General features: G+C 61.4%; 12 protein-coding genes. 6 read left to right on the forward strand and 6 right to left on the reverse strand.

The window, feature by feature from the left end; translation table 11 throughout:
- Positions 1-16: 16 nt before the first annotated feature.
- Positions 17-721: a 2-C-methyl-D-erythritol 4-phosphate cytidylyltransferase gene (ispD, locus tag ACP15R_RS03805; protein ID WP_424985042.1), complete on the forward strand. Its 705-nt coding sequence runs from the start codon at positions 17-19 to the stop codon at positions 719-721.
- Here the strand turns inward: ispD and ACP15R_RS03810 are convergent.
- Positions 718-2,316, reverse strand: coding sequence for a hypothetical protein (locus tag ACP15R_RS03810; protein WP_424985043.1), 1,599 nt, complete (start codon positions 2,314-2,316; stop codon positions 718-720). The two genes, ispD and ACP15R_RS03810, sit on opposite strands and share 4 nt — an antisense overlap.
- 125 nt (positions 2,317-2,441) lie before the next feature.
- Between ACP15R_RS03810 and ACP15R_RS03815 the strand changes: the two genes are divergently transcribed.
- Positions 2,442-3,119 (forward strand): rhomboid family intramembrane serine protease, encoded by a 678-nt coding sequence (locus ACP15R_RS03815; RefSeq protein WP_424985044.1) that lies wholly within the window; start codon positions 2,442-2,444, stop codon positions 3,117-3,119.
- 216 nt (positions 3,120-3,335) lie between these two features.
- Positions 3,336-4,013 carry a VPLPA-CTERM sorting domain-containing protein gene (locus tag ACP15R_RS03820; protein WP_424985045.1) on the forward strand — a complete coding sequence of 226 codons (678 nt, stop codon included), beginning with the start codon at positions 3,336-3,338 and terminating at the stop codon, positions 4,011-4,013.
- Positions 4,014-4,278: 265 nt separating this feature from the next.
- On the opposite strand, the gene ACP15R_RS03825 is transcribed toward ACP15R_RS03820, so the two are convergent.
- Complete coding sequence (locus tag ACP15R_RS03825; protein ID WP_424985046.1) at positions 4,279-5,136, reverse strand: ExeA family protein; 858 nt, start codon at positions 5,134-5,136, stop codon at positions 4,279-4,281.
- A gap of 611 nt (positions 5,137-5,747) precedes the next feature.
- Here ACP15R_RS03825 and ACP15R_RS03830 point away from each other — a divergent pair.
- Together ACP15R_RS03830 and ACP15R_RS03835 are read left to right on the forward strand one after the other, a co-directional pair.
- Entirely contained in the window at positions 5,748-6,437 is a 690-nt protein-coding gene (locus ACP15R_RS03830) for a sugar transferase (protein WP_424985047.1), read from the forward strand.
- Positions 6,438-6,473: 36 nt separating this feature from the next.
- The gene (locus ACP15R_RS03835) at positions 6,474-8,951 is read left to right on the forward strand and encodes a tetratricopeptide repeat protein (protein WP_424985048.1); all 2,478 of its coding nucleotides are present in this window, start codon (positions 6,474-6,476) and stop codon (positions 8,949-8,951) included.
- A gap of 114 nt (positions 8,952-9,065) precedes the next feature.
- Here the strand turns inward: ACP15R_RS03835 and ACP15R_RS03840 are convergent, their stop codons facing one another.
- The gene (locus ACP15R_RS03840; protein WP_424985049.1) at positions 9,066-11,621 is read right to left on the reverse strand and encodes a hypothetical protein; all 2,556 of its coding nucleotides are present in this window, start codon (positions 11,619-11,621) and stop codon (positions 9,066-9,068) included.
- 314 nt (positions 11,622-11,935) lie between these two features.
- On the opposite strand from ACP15R_RS03840, the gene pncB reads away from it, so the two are divergent.
- Positions 11,936-13,228: a nicotinate phosphoribosyltransferase gene (gene pncB / locus ACP15R_RS03845; protein ID WP_424985050.1), complete on the forward strand. Its 1,293-nt coding sequence runs from the start codon at positions 11,936-11,938 to the stop codon at positions 13,226-13,228.
- A gap of 25 nt (positions 13,229-13,253) precedes the next feature.
- Here the strand turns inward: pncB and ACP15R_RS03850 are convergent, their stop codons facing one another.
- Genes ACP15R_RS03850 through ACP15R_RS03860 form a run of 3 tightly spaced genes read right to left on the reverse strand, consistent with a single transcriptional unit; the run spans position 13,254 to position 16,605 of the window.
- Complete coding sequence (locus ACP15R_RS03850) at positions 13,254-14,849, reverse strand: ABC transporter ATP-binding protein (protein WP_424985051.1); 1,596 nt, start codon at positions 14,847-14,849, stop codon at positions 13,254-13,256.
- Complete coding sequence (locus ACP15R_RS03855; protein WP_424985052.1) at positions 14,846-15,661, reverse strand: ABC transporter permease; 816 nt, start codon at positions 15,659-15,661, stop codon at positions 14,846-14,848. The genes ACP15R_RS03850 and ACP15R_RS03855 overlap by 4 nt, the downstream gene beginning before the upstream one ends.
- Complete coding sequence (locus ACP15R_RS03860) at positions 15,658-16,605, reverse strand: ABC transporter permease (protein WP_424985053.1); 948 nt, start codon at positions 16,603-16,605, stop codon at positions 15,658-15,660. The genes ACP15R_RS03855 and ACP15R_RS03860 overlap by 4 nt, the downstream gene beginning before the upstream one ends.

Here is a 16,605-nt window from a genome sequence, read left to right on the forward strand (position 1 = left end):
CCAAGGGGTGGCGGGGATGAGCCTCGCCGTCGTCATCGTCGCCGCGGGGCGTGGTCGTAGGCTGGGGGCCGAGATACCCAAGCAATATATCCCGCTTGGCGGCATCTGCTCGCTGCGCCGGGTGGCCGATCTGTTCCTCTCGGTCGATGCGGTGCGGTGGATCGTCCCGGTGATCCATCCCGACGATCACCTGCTTTGCGCCGAGGCGCTGGACGGGGTGCGGGATCCGCGCCTGTTGCCGCCGGTTCACGGTGCGGACACGCGTGCGAGGTCGGTGCGCTGCGGATTGGAAGCGCTGGCCCCGTATCGGCCCGAGCATGTGCTGATCCATGATGCGGCCCGCCCGTTCCTGCCCCGCACGGTAATTTCCGACGTGATCGACGCCTTGCGCCAAAGCACAGGCGCATGTGTGGCGCTCCCGCTTGTGGACGCCCTCTGGACATCGCGGGATGGCGCGGCGCTGGCCCCGGTACCGCGCGACGGCCTGTGGCGCGCGCAAACCCCGCAGGCGTTTTGCTTTGCCCGGATCCTCGATGCCCACCGCAAGCATGACGGCGGTGCCGCCGACGACGTTGCCGTGGCGATCGAGGCCGGTCTGGACGTGACCTTTGTCAAAGGCAGCGAGCAAAACTACAAGATCACCACGGCGGATGACCTGGCCCGCGCCACCCGCGATGCGCGCCAGCGGGATACCCCACGGGGCCAAACGCCAACGGCCTAGTTCTGCGCCCCTTCGCGCAGGATGACCAAAACCGGTGCCTCGCCCGGAGGTTGGGCCAGCTCATAGCGGATCGGCGGCCCCTGCACCGGTTGCCCGCTGGCGTCATAGATGTCCAGCTCGTGACCGGTATCGCGCGTCCATCCGGTCAGAGCCCCATCCGGCCCATAGGCAAATTCGTCGCGCCAAGGGGCCGACCAGTGCAGACGCGGATCATAGGTGGCACCACGCCTCCGCGCGTCATAATCCACGCTGGCCAGCCGGACCGCGCCGCCGGGCCCGGTTTCATAAGTCCGGTGCTGATGGGTCGGAAAGCTGATCGAGAGGATGGCCGGAGCGCTGTCCGAAAGCCCGTTCCAGGCAAAGACCCCGATATCGACCCGCGATGTCTCACGCCCATCGGTGCCCCCCGAATCGTTCGTCGGCAGCGCAAAGGCGTCGTGCCAGTTCACCGTGATACGCGCCGTCATGCCGTCCGGCCCCTGCGGTTCGATACGCACGCGGGCCGGATCACCACGCAGCAGCACCCAGTCGAATTGCACCCCATGGCCGTTCGGATCGACCGTTGGCTCGGCGCTCACGACCATCTGGCGTTCCCATGCGGGGCCGCGCCATATGCGCGCAACCGCCGATGGGGTGGTAAAGAGGTGCTCGTCCAGCCCCGCCAGCCCGGCGCTCTGGGAAAAATCCTCCTGCACCATGCTGAGCCGAACCTGTGGCGGAATGTTCTCGGGCCGCATCGCGGCGGCCTGCCCGATCATTCTCCCGGGCCGCAGGTTTTCGCCGGAAAACACCGTCGGATGCGCTACCGGCGACAGGTAATCCGCACGGCTCCTCACCCCGCGCAGGTTGCGGCGCAGGATCATCTGCATCGTCGGTGCCACCAGATTATGCTCGATCAACGCCGCGCGTGTATCGGCGGGAAACGCCGCCAGCGTCATCGCGACCGCCTCCATGAAGGGACGATCCGAATAGGACGACCCCTGGCTGACAATCGTATAGGGCCAGTTTGCCGGGTAAAGATCGACCGCGTCATGATCCTGATGCTCGGGATACATGTAGATGCTGTTGGATACGTAGTCGCGATAGGCCCGCGCCGCCCCGCCCGGCGCGGTCATCGCGTGGCGCACCAGACTGCGCGCATCGACCCCCGCGGTCATTGCCGTTGACGAATTGCCAAAGACCAGCCCGGGGATCACGATCGGCCCGGCAAGGCCATAGTCAAGCCCCGCCGCGACCAGATCGGGCGCGTATCGCAGGGCGGTCAGGTTCGGAAAGCGCGACGCCGGCAGGCTCGAATGGTCGCGATCACGGTTGTCATACAGAATACGGTCAAAGCCCTGAGACACCCCGCGGGCCACAAGACCGCGCAATTGCCGCGCCGCATCGCTCTCATCGCTGAGTTCAACCGCAGGCAGCGCAGGATCGGCAGGCAGACCCTGAAGCTTGCGCGCGATCATCGGGCCGTTGCCAAACCGGGTCAAGGCGTCTGGAGTCAGGGTCAACTCCGCCGCGCCAACCGCCCAGCCAAAGACTCCGACCGCCACCAGCGCCATCCCGCGTCGCAGATACTCATACAGCCGACGGGATCCGCACATGCCGCTGTTTCTCCTTGCACCTCATGGCTGCACTTTGCCGTGCAATCCCCCCAAGGTGAAGCGGCTTTGACGGGCGCGCGCGGCCCCCTCTTGTCGTTCCCGCAACGGCGCGGCACAAAAAGCCAATGAACGGGCAGCAAGAAACCGCGATTCGATCCCGCAGCCAGCCCAGGGGGCCGTGGCGACCCGCACCCGCTGTGGTTGCGATCGTCATCGTCACCTGCTGTGTCGAGTTCCTGTTGCAAGCCAGCGATCTCGGCCTGACCGGAAACACCCGCCTGCGCGGGTTTGCCTATGAGAACGGCGCGTTCTGGGTGGGGCTGCTCGACAATTGGCGGCCGAACTATCCCGCGCAACCATGGCTCATGTTCCTCAGCTACCAGGTGCTGCATACCGGGCTATCCCACCTGCTCGGCAACATGTTCGTCCTGCTGATTGTGGGGCATATCGTGGTGCGGCGCGTCGGTCAGACATGGTTCGCGGCGATCTACGTGATTTCCGGCATCGGCGGCGCAATCGGCTTTGCCCTGCTGAGCGACAGCGCACAGCCCATGGTCGGCGCATCCGGTGCGCTGTTTGGCCTGGTCGGTGCGTGGAAATGGCAGGACTGGTTCTTCAACGCGCAGAACGGTGTTGGCGGCAAATCGCTGGTCATGGATATCATCGGCCTGATCCTGCTCAATATTCTGCTCTGGGTTGTTCAGGGCGGACAGGTCGCCTGGGAAACGCATCTGGGTGGCTTCCTGACCGGTTGGCTGGCTGCAACACTTGTGATTCCTCGCGAGGAAGAATCCGCGCGCTAGGGCCGGGGCGCTGATGCCCCATGCAGGTCGAAACAATGTACATTTGGGCGCATCACAGTTTCCACAATTGCGACGACACCACGACATCTTAACCATTTCCCCAGTCTGTCGTTCCGCAAATGCCTGAAATGTATTAGGTATTCGTCAGAAATCGAAACGGTGCCATGTGGGTGGATGGCGCAACATGTGAACAAGTTCGTAAATGGTAGGATTACAATGTTTGTCAGTTTGAAAACCCTGGGCATGGCCGCGCTTCTGGCCGCAATGCCCGCCCTGGCCTCCGCCGCCACAATACGTGTCTATGACATATCGTCCAAACCCAAGGTCCTGTTGGAACAGGTTCTCGACACTGGCGACATGACGCGGGCCAAATCCGACGGCACCGATGCCAACATGTCCTGGGATATCACCGTCACGCCGCAGGATATCGCCGGTCAATCGCGCCTGAACACGATTGCCGTCACGACACGCGGTGTCGGCGCAATCATGATCCTGGTGTCCGAGGACAATTTTGGTGCGGGGGCTCGGGGAACCACGACCTCCACCGTGCAGCTTGACGTAGCTGCCAGCGTTGTCGGCCGGTCGCTGCGGGTCAAGGGATATGTGGACGACAATAACCGGCTGTTCTCGCGCAATACCGCCATCGACAGCAAGGGCGTGTTGTTCAACAGCTCGGTACAGGGCTACCAGATCGGCCAGAACACCCTGCTCAAGCCGCTGACCGACCCGTTCTCGATGACCACGGCCTTCATGATCCGCCACAATAACAAGAACGACATGACCTCTTTTGATGCCACGCAGGTCGCCGCCGTGCCGGTGCCGGCAGCGGGAATGCTGCTACTCAGCGCGCTTGGGGGGCTGGGCCTCATACGCCGCCGGCGCAAGGCGGGCTGAGACGGCCACCACCAGGCCAATGGATCACACGGGGCCGTTCCGGCCCCGTTTCGCTGTTCAGCGACTGCAAAGCGGCTGCGTCCCGCAAACTTGCAATGACCGGGTATGGCGCACCGCAATTCTGGCGCCTGGCTGAACGCGCACCACCAAAGGAACGGACAAGGGGTATCGTGCTGCATCGGCGCAGCGAGGCCCGCGTAAATTCAGGCGCTGGATGCTGCCGGGCTGTCAAACCAGTCGTAAAACACGCCTGGGCTGTGGACGTTCACGCGTGGGCTTCGGCCCCATAGCTGCGTTCGCAGAAAAATACACCGTCATCGATGACAGATTGCACCACCGGGGCGGTGACAAGCTTGCTGGCCTCATCCGTCCAGCAATAGAGCAAGGCGAAATCACACAATTGGTTGACCAGCCGCGGCACGCCGCCAGTCACCCCATGGATCAACGTACAGGCACCGGCGGTAAAGATCTCGTCCCTGGCCCCCGCAATGGTCATGCGGTGCTGGATATAGGCCCGGGTTGCATCCGCATTCATCCGATTGAGATGAAAGCTTGACGAAATACGCTGCGCCAACTGGCTCATGCGCGGATGGCGCACCATGTCGCGAAGCTCGGGCTGCCCGACCAGGATCAACTGTACCAGTTCATCCTTGTTCGAGTTGATGTTGATCAGCATCCGCAGCTCTTCAAGCCCTTCGCGCGACACGTTCTGTGCCTCGTCAAAGACCAGAACGACCCGCCTGCCCCGTGCGTATTCGGCAATCAGAAAATCCTGCAAGGCCTGAAAATGCTGCACATAGCTGCCTTCGGCATCAAAGGCGATGTCCAGTGCGTTCAGCACCCATTGCAACAATTCACCCCGACTCCCCTGCGCGTTGGAGACCAGCCCAACCGTCACGTCGTCTTCCAACTGGCCCAGCAGGTTCTGCAACAGGGTGGTCTTGCCCGCCCCAACCTCGCCGGTCAGCATGGTGATCGGCGCATGCGACAGGACACCAAACTCCAACACCGAATAGGCGCGCCGGTGCTGTGGCGACCAGAAGATGAACTCGGGATCGGGAACAAGCGTGAAAGGACGCTCGCTCAGACCGAAATACCCCAGGTAGAATGAAGATTGTGTCATCTTGGATCAGGTCCCTGAAAACGGGTTGCTACTCATAAACTACAGGCAGATTTGCTTGTGATCGGTTAACACCCGACTCACTTGGGGCATTTCGACACGAATACAAGAGAGTCGGTCAAAGCTTCAATCATCACGGGTTCCGCCACTTTCACTGCGTTTCGCCGCCCGTTTCCGTCATCGCCTGCGCGCCAGGTCCATCGCCAAGGCACAAACAGGCAGGTCACAGCGCAACGCAACGCGCGACTCGGCCTGTTTCGAAACCGGGTACAACCGGTCTGACGGTCAACTAAATCGAAACAATGAAAGGGATGTGCCAAAATTGTGGCGGGATCAGGTTACCTTACGTCCACCTGCCCTTGCGCACCCGGCTCCATTGGCGAGATACTTTGCAAGGCAGCAAAAAAGTTTCAAAATTTTACACGGCCGCGAACAGGCAATAGTCACAATTTTTCAATAGTTTAACAAAAATTTGCAACTTATAGCCGATCAGAAGGCGGTTGTTTATGCGAAAATTTTCGCTAAATACTATGTCATTGCTTGTGAAGCTGTAACGGCCGATTTGGGCCGCGTCTTGTAACTAATGAACTTGTTAAAATTTGAGTGAGTAAGAGATGACAATTCAATTCAATGACCCGACACGCCTTGAAGGGGTGTCTCTCTCCGACATCGTTCCAACGTCAACCGGCAGCAAGCTGGATCTGTACACCGGGTTCGGCAAGCGCATTCTCGACCTCGTGATCCTGCTGATGGCGCTGCCTGTTCTGGCGCCGGTGATGCTGCTGATCGCGCTGTTTGTGGCGCTTGATGGCGGGTCTCCGGTATATGTCCAGAAACGCATCGGCAAGAATGGCCGCGTGTTCAGCATGTTCAAGTTCCGCACCATGGTGCCGAATGCCGACAAGCGCTTGGCAGAGTACCTGTCCGACAATCCCGAAGCGCATGCCGAGTGGACCCATTGCCAGAAGCTGCGCCACGACCCGCGCGTCACCCGTATCGGAGCGTTTCTGCGCAAGAGTTCGGTGGACGAGCTGCCGCAGCTGATCAACGTCCTGCTGGGCGACATGTCAATTGTCGGTCCGCGCCCGATGATGGTCGACCAGGAAACCATGTATCCCGGACGCGCCTATTACTGGATGCGCCCTGGCATCTCCGGCCTGTGGCAGGTGACCGAGCGCAACGAGACCGGATTTTCCGACCGGGCGCGGTATGATGACAAGTATTTCTACAACATGACCTTCGCCAATGATTGCAAAATCATTGCCAAAACCTTTGTTGTCGTGGTGCGCGGAACCGGGTACTGATTCCGCCGTGACCACAACAACCCGAGGTTTAGTAGAGTGCAGTATGTTCGGATCAATCGTCTGCGGGCGCGCGCAGGACGTGTAGGCCTCGCCATAGTTCTTACGGCGGGGCTTGGCCTTGTCGCAGCCTGTGATTCATCCGAAGAACGCGCCGAGTCGCATTACCAATCCGGCCTGTCCCTGCTCGCGGAAGGTGATGTCGATCGCGCCCTGATCGAATTCCGCAACGTCTTTGAGCTGAACGTGACCCATGAAGGGGCGCGGGCGGCCTATGCCCGGACCCTGCGTGAGGCCGGTCTGATTAACGACGCCTATGGCGAGTACCTTCGCCTTGTCGAACAGCACCCCGAGAACCTCGAAGGCCGGCGCGCGCTGGCGGATATTGCCGCGGCGACCAAGAACTGGCCGGACGCGGAACAGCACGTGGCCAAGGCGCTCGAACTTGCCCCCGACGACATCGTCATGATCTCGATCGACAATGCGGTGGCGTATTTCAACGCAATCCAGGCACGCGAGGACGACGCGCAGAAGGCGGCAATCGTCAAGGCACAGGCGCTCATTGCCGAGGATGACACGCTCCGGAATGCGCGCAACGTGCTGATCGACAACCTTCTGCGCAAACAGGACTGGTATGCCGCGCTTGATGCCATCGACGCCGGCATTGCCTCGGACCCGGAACAACGGGATCTGTACCGCCTGCGCCTGGGGGTTCTGCAACAGATCGGGGATCTCGATGGCATCGATGCCCAGCTGCGCGATCTCATGGACCGGTTCCCGCAGGAACGCGCGGTGTTCAAACAGACCCTGGTGCGTTTCCTGGTCGAACAGGACCGGCTCGATGACGCAGAAGCCTTCATCCGCGAAGAAGCCGCACGCGAGGGAGCCAGCCCGGAAGATTCGGTGTTCCTCATCAGCTTCCTTGAGCAGATGCGCGGGCAGGAAGCAGCACTGGCCGAGGTCGAGGCACAACTGGATAGCGGCATCGAGGATCGGGACAACTTCCGCTCGATGCGTGCCAAGCTGAAATTCCAGATGGGTGACGTCGACACGGCCATCGCCGAGATGGAAGAGCTGAGCGCAAATGCCGAGCGCACCGATCTGACCCGCGCCATCGAAGTCGATCTGGCGCGTATGTTGTTCCAGCAGGACAATGCCGTCGGGGCCCGCGCGCTGGTCGAGAAAATCCTCGCTGAGGATTCGGCGCAACCGGATGCGGTCAAGCTCAAGGCGAATTGGCTGATCGACGATGACGAAACCGCCGATGCGATCGTCATGCTGCGCGACGCACTGAACGATTCTCCCAACGATGCGGACATCATGTCACTTATGGCCCGCGCTTACGAGCGTGAAGGCAACCAGGACCTGCGCTCGGAAATGCTCGCTCTCGCCGTGCAGGCCTCGGGCAAGGCAGCGACGGAATCCCTGCGCTATGCCAGCAATCTTGCCGATAACGACAACCTGCTTGCGGCGGAAGGCGTGTTGATCGACGCGCTGCGGCTTGCACCGCAGAACGCGGCCCTATTGGGGGCGCTTGGAGAGGTCTATACGCGGATGGAGGACTGGTCGCGGACCGACGATGTCATCGCCGCCCTCAACGCGATGGACGATGCGAGCGCCCGCCGACAGGCCAACGAACTGACCGCGCGCAAGCTTTCGGGTCAGGACCGCACAGAAGAGCTGACCGCGCTGCTCGAAGATCTCGAAAGCGACCCGGCCCTGGGCCAGAGCGCGCAATTCGCCCTGCTGCGCAACCGGCTGCAAACCGATGGACCGGAAGCCGCGCAGGCCTATCTCGATGACCTGCTTGCACAGAACCCAGATGATCCCACCCTGCGCTTCATGCGCGGCGGTTTCCTCGCCGAGGCCGGACAGGCGGAAGCCGCCGAGGCACAGTTCCGGGAATTGGTCACCGAGAACCCGGAATACGCCAATGTCTGGGTCGCGCTTTACCGGATGAAACAGGAAGTCGGCGATCTTGCCGGTGCCAATGCGGTGCTGGACGAAGCGTTGACCAAGGTTCCGACCAACGGCACCCTGCTCTGGGCCAAGGCCGGCGAACTCGAGCGCGCGGGCGATCTCGACGGGGCCATCGGGATCTACGAGGCCATGTATGCCGAAAATTCGGACTCGCAGATTGTCGCGAACAACCTGGCAAGCCTGCTTGCGACCCACCGGGATGATGATGAGAGCCTGCAACGCGCCTATACGGTTGCACGCCGCCTGCGCGACAGCGACGTACCCGCGTTTCAGGACACTTATGGTTGGATCACCCATCGCCGCGGCAGCTATGACGATGCTCAGGGCTATCTCAAATCTGCATCCGAGGGCCTGCCCCAGGACATCGCGGTTCAATTCCATCTCGCGGCCAACCTGGCGGCGCTTGAGCTGACCGAAGAGGCCCTGGCACAGTTCCAGAAGGTCAAATCGATGATCGACGCCGAGAACCCGCCCGACTTTGCGGCAGAGGTTGATCGCGAGATCGAACGGTTACGCCAACTTCCCGCCAGCGAATAGCCAACACGCGCCGCTGTCACCAATACAATCCGCTGAATGCAAGAAACCGCCCCATTTCCGGGGCGGTTCGCTTTTCCGGGCGCCGCATTGGGCGCCCGGATGATCCTGCGGGCGTCAGACCCCCGGATCGATATCCAGCCCACCAAGCAGATCGGCCCCGATGATATCATCGTCTAGATCGGCGTCACCGCCACCGGCATCAAGCGCGCAGGAATCCGTGCTGCAGGACATATCCGCTTCTGCCGGCCCATCGACACCACAGGCATAGCCGCCGCATTCCGCGCTGGCCGCCGCCGCCGGGAAATTCCAGCCCTCGTCGCCCTCATCCCCTTCGTTGCCTTCATTGTCCTCGTCGTGTTCCGAGCCTTCGTTGTACTCGTTATCCTCGTTGCCTTCGTCGCCATTGTTTTCATTGTCGCCGGGGCCGGAATCGGCCCAGCCTTCGTCGCCTTCGTTGCCCTCGTCAAATTCGTCGCCTTCATTGTCCTCGTCGTGTTCGTAACCTTCGTTATACTCGTTGTCCTCGTTGTGCTCGTCACCGTTGTTCTCATTGTCACCGGGGCCGGAATCGGCCCAGCTTTCGTCGCCTTCGTCCCCTTCGTCGAACTCGTTGGCTTCGTTGTCTTCGTCGTGTTCGGACCCTTCGTTATACTCGTTGTCCTCGTTGCCTTCGTTGCCGTTGTTCTCATTGTCGCCGGGGCCGGAATCGGACCAGCTTTCGTCGGCCTCGTCACCCTCATCGAATTCATTGGCCTCGTTGTCCTCGTCGTGCTCGTCGCCTTCGTTGTATTCGTTTCCTTCGCCTACGCCTTCGTCGCCTTCATTGTCCTCATCGCCTTCGTCAGCCTCGTCATTTTCGTCATTCTCATTGTCCTCATCGCCCTCGTCACCTTCGTCAAGCTCGTCCTTTTCGTTGTCCTCGTCGCCTTCGTCGCCCTCATCCTTTTCGTCACCCTCGTTATCCTCGTCGCCTTCATCTCCTTCATCGAGCTCATCTTTTTCGTTGTCCTCGTCGCCCTCGTCGCCTTCGTCTAGTTCGTCATTCTCGTTGTCCTCGTCCCCTTCGTCATTCTCGTCGCCCTCGTCATTCTCGTTGTCCTCGTCGCCTTCGTCGCCCTCGTCGAGCTCGTCCCCTTCGTCGTCCTCATTGCCCTCGTTGCCTTCGTCATTGGTGCCGGTTTCGTCGCCCTCATTATCCTCGTCATGCTCGTTGCCTTCGTTGTATTCGTTATCCTCATTGCCTTCGTCGCCGTTGTTCTCGTTGTCACCCGGGCCTGAGTCTGCCCAGCTTTCGTCGCCCTCGTCCCCTTCGTCGAACTCGTTGCCTTCGTTATCCTCGTCGTGTTCGGACCCTTCGTTGTATTCGTTATCCTCGTTGCCTTCGTCGCCATTGTTCTCGTTGTCGCCGGGGCCGGACTCGGCCCAGCTTTCGTCGCCCTCGTCCCCTTCGTCGAACTCGTTGCCTTCGTTATCCTCGTCGTGTTCGGACCCTTCGTTGTACTCGTTGTCCTCGTTGCCTTCGTCGCCATTGTTCTCGTTGTCGCCGGGGCCGGAATCGGCCCAGCTTTCGTCGCCCTCGTCCCCTTCGTCGAACTCGTTGCCTTCGTTATCCTCGTCGTGTTCGGACCCTTCGTTGTACTCGTTGTCCTCGTTGTGGCCTACGTGCTCGTTGCCTTCGTTGCCCTCGTTGCCTTCGTCGGCATCACCTTCGTCGCCTTCATTCCCTTCATCACCCTCGTTACCCTCGTTGCCCTCGTCCTGGTTCGGTTCGTTGCCCTCGTCCCCTTCATTGCCCTCGTTGCCTTCATTGCCTTCGTCCAGACCCGCTTCGTCGCCCTCATCCCCTTCGTTGCCCTCATTGCCCTCGTTGCCTTCGTCCTGGGTAGGATCGGCAGTCCCCTCGTCGCCCTCATTGCCTTCATCCTTGCCGGCTTCGTTGCCCTCGTCGCCTTCATTGCCCTCATTGCCTTCGTTGCCCTCATCGGCCCCCGGCTCGTCGCCCTCGTCGCCTTCGTCCCCCTCGTTGCCTTCGTTGCCCTCGTCTAGGCCGGGTTCATTGCCTTCGTCGCCCTCGTTACCTTCATTATCCTCGTCACCCTCATCTTCCGCTTCGGGTTCATTGCCCTCATCGCCTTCGTCATAGCCGTCTTCGTTGCCTTCGTTGTTTTCATCGCCTTCGTCATCCTCGTCCCCCTCGTCAACGCCCGGCTCATCACCCTCGTCGCCCTCATTATCTTCGTTGCCTTCGTTGCCCTCGTCGGCACCAGGTTCGTCCCCTTCATCGCCCTCGTTGCCTTCGTCACCCTCGTTGCCCTCGTCCCGGGTCGGGTCTAGCAGCCCTTCGTTACCCTCATCGCCCTCGTCGGCACCGGGTTCGTCGCCCTCGTCCCCTTCATTGCCTTCGTTGCCCTCATTGCCTTCATCGGCACCGGCCTCGTTGCCTTCGTCGCCCTCATTGCCCTCATTGCCCTCATTGCCTTCGTCGGCACCGGCTTCATTGCCCTCGTCCCCTTCATTGCCCTCGTTGCCTTCGTCGCCCTCATCATCGTCATGGGGATCACCGGTTGGCATGCCACCCGAAATCAGGCGGGCCTGCGTGGCCGGGATCTCGTCGAAAATCTCGGCGGGAGCAGCTTTGCCAAATACATTCCAAAGCAATTCAATATTCATCGTCGTTTCCTCAATAAGAACAATCTACGCCGAAACCGCGTTACCCTTGTCAGCAATAAAAACAGAACCCGTGTTTGCAAAATCGGCTCTGTCAAACCGGCATGTTCATTCACCTTGCCAACCGGGCTATGTGTTTCGCAAGAGAAATGGTTAACAAATGTCACATTCCTGTTTTCGAATAATCCCGAACTCCGGAGCCAATGCACGTCCGCACGGAACTTGTGCTCCATGTCCGGCAGAGACCTTCCCGGCGTCAGGGGCTTGCCCCGCAAGGCGAGGGTTGGCAGAAATGGCAGACAGCAGGAGAACCGCATATGGTCGACATCGCCACACGCGTCTATAACCACAAGTGGAAGATCGACCCGATCGTTCGGTCGCTGATCGATACCGATTTCTACAAGCTGTTGATGTGCCAGTCGGTATTCCGCAACAAGCCGGATACCGAGGTCGCGTTTTCTCTGATAAACCGCACCACCCGTATCCCGCTTGCCAACCTGATCGACGAAGGCGAACTGCGCGAGCAGCTCGATCATATCCGGTCGCTCAGGCTGAGCCGTGGTGAAAGCACCTGGCTGCGCGGCAACACCTTTTATGGCAAACGCCAGATGTTCCGCCCGGACTTCATGGAATGGTTCGAAAACCTGCGCCTGCCCGCCTATCACCTCGAACGCCGTGGGGACCAGTACGAGCTGACCTTCGAAGGAAGCTGGCCCGAGGTCATGCTGTGGGAAATTCCCGCATTGGCGGTGCTGATGGAATTGCGCAGCCGTGCGGTTCTGGACGGGATGGGCCGGTTCGAACTTCAGGTGCTCTATGCCCGCGCCATGACCCGCGTCTGGGAAAAGATCGAACGGCTGCGCAATGTGGAACCGCTGGGCATTGCCGATTTCGGCACGCGCCGCCGGCATTCCTTTCTCTGGCAGGATTGGTGCGTTCAGGCCATGATGGAAGGGCTGGGCAAGAAATTCACCGGTACGTCGAACTGCTTGATCGCCATGCGCCGCGAGGTCGAGGCGATCGGGACCAACGCCCACGAGCTGCCGATGGTCTATGCCGCACTGGCCAAAGATGACGCCGCCCTCGCCCGCGCGCCCTATGACGTGCTTTCCGACTGGCATGAAGAGCATGACGGCAACCTGCGCATCATCCTGCCCGACACCTATGGCACCCGTGGGTTCCTGGACCGTGCGCCCGACTGGCTGGCCGGGTGGACCGGCATTCGCATCGACAGCGGCGACCCGGCCGCCGCCGCCCGGATTGCCATCGACTGGTGGCGCAAACGCGGCGAAGACCCCAGGAAAAAGCGCGTGATTTTCTCCGACGGGCTGGACGTGGCCAAGATCATCGAACTGTCCCGCGAATTTGCCGGTGAAACCAATGCCTCTTTTGGTTGGGGTACGTTGTTGACCAATGATTTCCGCGGTCTCGTGCCGGATGATGCGCTGGCCCCGTTCTCGCTGGTCTGCAAGGCGGTTGCCGCCAATGGCCGCCCGACGGTCAAGCTGTCGGACAACCCGGAAAAGGCGATGGGCCCGCCGGATGAGATCGAACGTTACAAACGGGTCTTTGGTGTGGGCGAACAGGAACGGCTCGAGGTCGTGGTCTGAGGCGGAACCGCGGCGGTCGACCGGCTCATGGTGCGGCCGCCAATTCGGGCAGCCGTGGCGCGGCGGCAATCAGCGACCGGGTATAGGGATGCTGCGGAGACCGGAACACCGCTTCGGTATCACCTTGCTCAACGATTTGCCCCGCCTGCATCACCATCACGCGATCGGTCACGGTGCGCACGACGTTCAGGTCATGGCTGATGAACAGGTAGGTCAGATCATAGGCCGTGCACAGTTCGGCGAGCAGGTCGAGAATCTGGGCGCGCACCGACACGTCCAGCGCGCTGACCGCTTCGTCAAACAGGATCAGCTCGGGGCGGATGATCAGGGCGCGGGCGATGGCGATCCGCTGGCGCTGGCCGCCGGAAAACTCGTGGATGTATTTGCCCGCGTCATCCGGGTGCAGCCCGACCGCCGTCAGCGCCTCGGCAATTGCATCCCTGCGCGCGGCACCACGCGGCGGCGCATCCAGCAGGTGAAACGGCTCGGTGATCAGGCGATCCACCCTGTGGCGCGGATTGAACGATCCGAACGGGTCCTGGAAAACCACCTGCATCTTGCGCCGGACCGCCATGTCAGGGGCACCGCCGGAATGGACCGGCAAACCGTCCAGCAGGATTTCGCCCGATTGCACCGGCTCCAGCCCCAGAATGGCGCGGGTCAGGGTGGATTTGCCGCATCCGCTTTCCCCGACAAGCCCCAGGCGTTCACCCCGGTTCAGGACAAAGCTGGCATCGTTGACCGCACGGTAATGTTCGACCGGCGCAAACAGCCGCGTGCGGGGCAAACGATAGTCGCGCACCACGTTGCGCACCTGCAGCAGGGGTTCGGGCGCGGGTGGCGCGGGCAAGGAAACCTGGTGCGACGAAGCGTGAAACAGCATCCTGGTATAGGGATGCTGCATATTGGCGAGCAATTCGTCCGTGGCGCCGGTTTCCACCACATCGCCGCGCCGCATCACCACGATCCGGTCGGCCATATCGGCGACCACCGCGAGATCGTGGGTGATCATCAAAAGCCCCATCCCGAAATCCGCAACCAGCGATTTCAACAGCCCGAGGATCTGCGCCTGTGTCGTTACGTCAAGCGCCGTGGTCGGCTCGTCCGCGATCAGCAACCTGGGGCGCAGGGCGATGGCCATGGCGATCACGACACGCTGGCGCTGGCCACCTGACAATTCATGTGGATAGCGGCTCATCGGGAAACGATCTGCGGGCAATCCGACCCGGTCCAGCATCTCGCGCGCCCGTGCGCGGGCCGCGTGCGGTGGCATGGCCTTGTGAACAAGGATGGTTTCCGCCACCTGGTCCCCGATGGTCTTGACCGGGTTCAGCGCGGTCATCGGCTCCTGGAACACCATGCCGACGGTGCTGCCGCGCAGGGCGCAGATCTCGGCTTCGGTGCTGCTCAGAATGTCGGTACCTGCCAGCGCCACCACCCCCGTGGCGCGCGTGTCCGGGGGCAGCAGCCCCATGACCGCCAGCGCGGTCATCGATTTCCCCGATCCGCTCTCGCCGGTGACAGCGACGATTTCGCCCGGCTCGACGGTCAGCGACACCGCGTTCAGGATGTCGGTGCCGAAAATGGACAGCGACAGGTTATCGACCCTGAGCAAACTCATGTGCGGCTGATCCTGAGACGGGGATCAAGATAATCGCGCAGCCCGTCCCCCATCAGGTTCAGGCCCAGAACCGTCAGCACGATCGCAACCCCTGGCACAAGGGCGAGATGCGGTGCGATGCTGACCATGGTTTGCGCATCCGCCAGCATCCGCCCCCAGCTGGGTGTCGGTGGCTGTGCGCCCAGCCCGACATAGGACAGCCCGGCCTCGGCCAGAATGCCCAGGCTGAACTGGATCGTTCCCTGCACGATCAACAGGTTGGTGACATTGGGCAGGATATGCTCAAAGGAAATCCGCGCCCCCGATTTTCCGGCGACACGGGCCGCGAGGATAAAATCGCGCTCCCACAGGGACAGCGCCGCGCCGCGCGTGATCCGGGCGAAAACCGGAATATTGAAAATGCCGATGGCAATGATCGCATTCACCGCCCCGGCCCCCAGAACCGCGGTGATCAGGATGGCGATCACAAGGCTGGGAAAAGCAAAGACCAGATCATTGCCGCGCATGATGACCTCGTCCAGCCAGCTGCCATTGCGGGCGGCGGCGGCCAATCCCAACGGTACCCCCAGCAGCATGCCGATCCCCACCGCCACAAGCGCCACCGCGATCGAGGTGCGCGCGCCGACCATGATCATGCTCAGGATGTCCCGCCCGAAATGATCGGTGCCCAGCCAGTGTTCGGCATTGGGGGTCTGCAACTTGGCCGGAATGTTCATCGCCGCGTGATCAAAGGGCGTCCAGACAAAGGAAACCAGGGCCATCACCAGAACCAGCGCCGACAGGAGCGCCCCGAGCAACAGGTTGCGTGTCATGTGCGCATCCTCAGCCGGGGATCGACCAGCGCATAGGCCAGGTCGACAAGGAAATTGACCGTGATGACCGAAAAGACCAGCAGCATCACCACGCTTTCAACCACGATCAGGTCACGGGAACTGATCGCCTGAAACACCAGCCTGCCAAGGCCGGGCAGATAGAACACCTGTTCAATGATGATCGCCCCCGCCAGCAGGAACGAGAATTGCAAGCCGATGATCGTCAGGACCGGGATCAGCGCGTTGCGCACCCCGTGCCGCCACAGCGCCTGCCGCCGGCTCAGCCCCTTGGCGCGGGCGGTGCGCATGAAATCTTCGCCGAGAATATCCAGAAGCGACGAGCGCATGACCCGCGCCAGGATCGCCGCCTGTGGCAAGGCAAGTGAAATCGCCGGCAGCGTCAGCGAATGCAGCCCCGCCCAGAGCCCCTTGTCCCAACCGGCAAAACCACCGGCGCCGAACCAGCGCAGGTTGATCGCAAAGACCAGCACCATCATCATCGCGAACCAGAAATTCGGGATTGCGATGCCCAGCTGCGTCGCCCCCATCACGGCCACGTCTCCGGCACCGCCCCGGCGTGACGCGGCATAGATCCCCGCCGGAAAGGCCACCAGCGTCGACAGCGTCAGCGCGAACAGGGCCAGCGGCAACGAAACCCACAGACGGTCCGCGATCATGCCCGAAACCGGCGTGCGATAGGTATAGGAGGTGCCGAAATCGCCGACCAGCATACCCCCGGCCCAATCGAGGTAGCGCTGCCATTTGGGTACATCCAGCCCCAGTTCGCTGCGCAGCGCGGCAACGGTATCCGGTTGCGCATTGATGCCCAGCATGAAGCTGGCCGGATCGCCCGGCGCGACCTCGATCACGAGGAAGATGACCAGCGAGGCAACAACCAGGCTGAGCAGAAGGGATATCAGGCGTTTGAGCGAATAGCGCAGCAT

The sequence above is a fragment of the Microbulbifer sp. S227A genome (assembly GCF_049800935.1).

Bases quoted from the DNA above. Each gene is read 5' to 3' on its own strand.
- ACP15R_RS03810 (WP_424985043.1), bottom strand. From the start codon at position 2,316: ATGTGCGGATCCCGTCGGCTGTATGAGTATCTGCGACGCGGGATGGCG.
- pncB (WP_424985050.1), top strand. From the start codon at position 11,936: ATGGTCGACATCGCCACACGCGTCTATAACCACAAGTGGAAGATCGAC.
- ACP15R_RS03860 (WP_424985053.1), bottom strand. From the start codon at position 16,605: ATGCTGCGCTATTCGCTCAAACGCCTGATATCCCTTCTGCTCAGCCTG.
- ispD (WP_424985042.1), top strand. From the start codon at position 17: ATGAGCCTCGCCGTCGTCATCGTCGCCGCGGGGCGTGGTCGTAGGCTG.
- ACP15R_RS03820 (WP_424985045.1), top strand. From the start codon at position 3,336: ATGTTTGTCAGTTTGAAAACCCTGGGCATGGCCGCGCTTCTGGCCGCA.
- ACP15R_RS03855 (WP_424985052.1), bottom strand. From the start codon at position 15,661: ATGACACGCAACCTGTTGCTCGGGGCGCTCCTGTCGGCGCTGGTTCTG.
- ACP15R_RS03850 (WP_424985051.1), bottom strand. From the start codon at position 14,849: ATGAGTTTGCTCAGGGTCGATAACCTGTCGCTGTCCATTTTCGGCACC.
- ACP15R_RS03825 (WP_424985046.1), bottom strand. From the start codon at position 5,136: ATGACACAATCTTCATTCTACCTGGGGTATTTCGGTCTGAGCGAGCGT.
- ACP15R_RS03815 (WP_424985044.1), top strand. From the start codon at position 2,442: ATGAACGGGCAGCAAGAAACCGCGATTCGATCCCGCAGCCAGCCCAGG.
- ACP15R_RS03840 (WP_424985049.1), bottom strand. From the start codon at position 11,621: ATGAATATTGAATTGCTTTGGAATGTATTTGGCAAAGCTGCTCCCGCC.
- ACP15R_RS03830 (WP_424985047.1), top strand. From the start codon at position 5,748: ATGACAATTCAATTCAATGACCCGACACGCCTTGAAGGGGTGTCTCTC.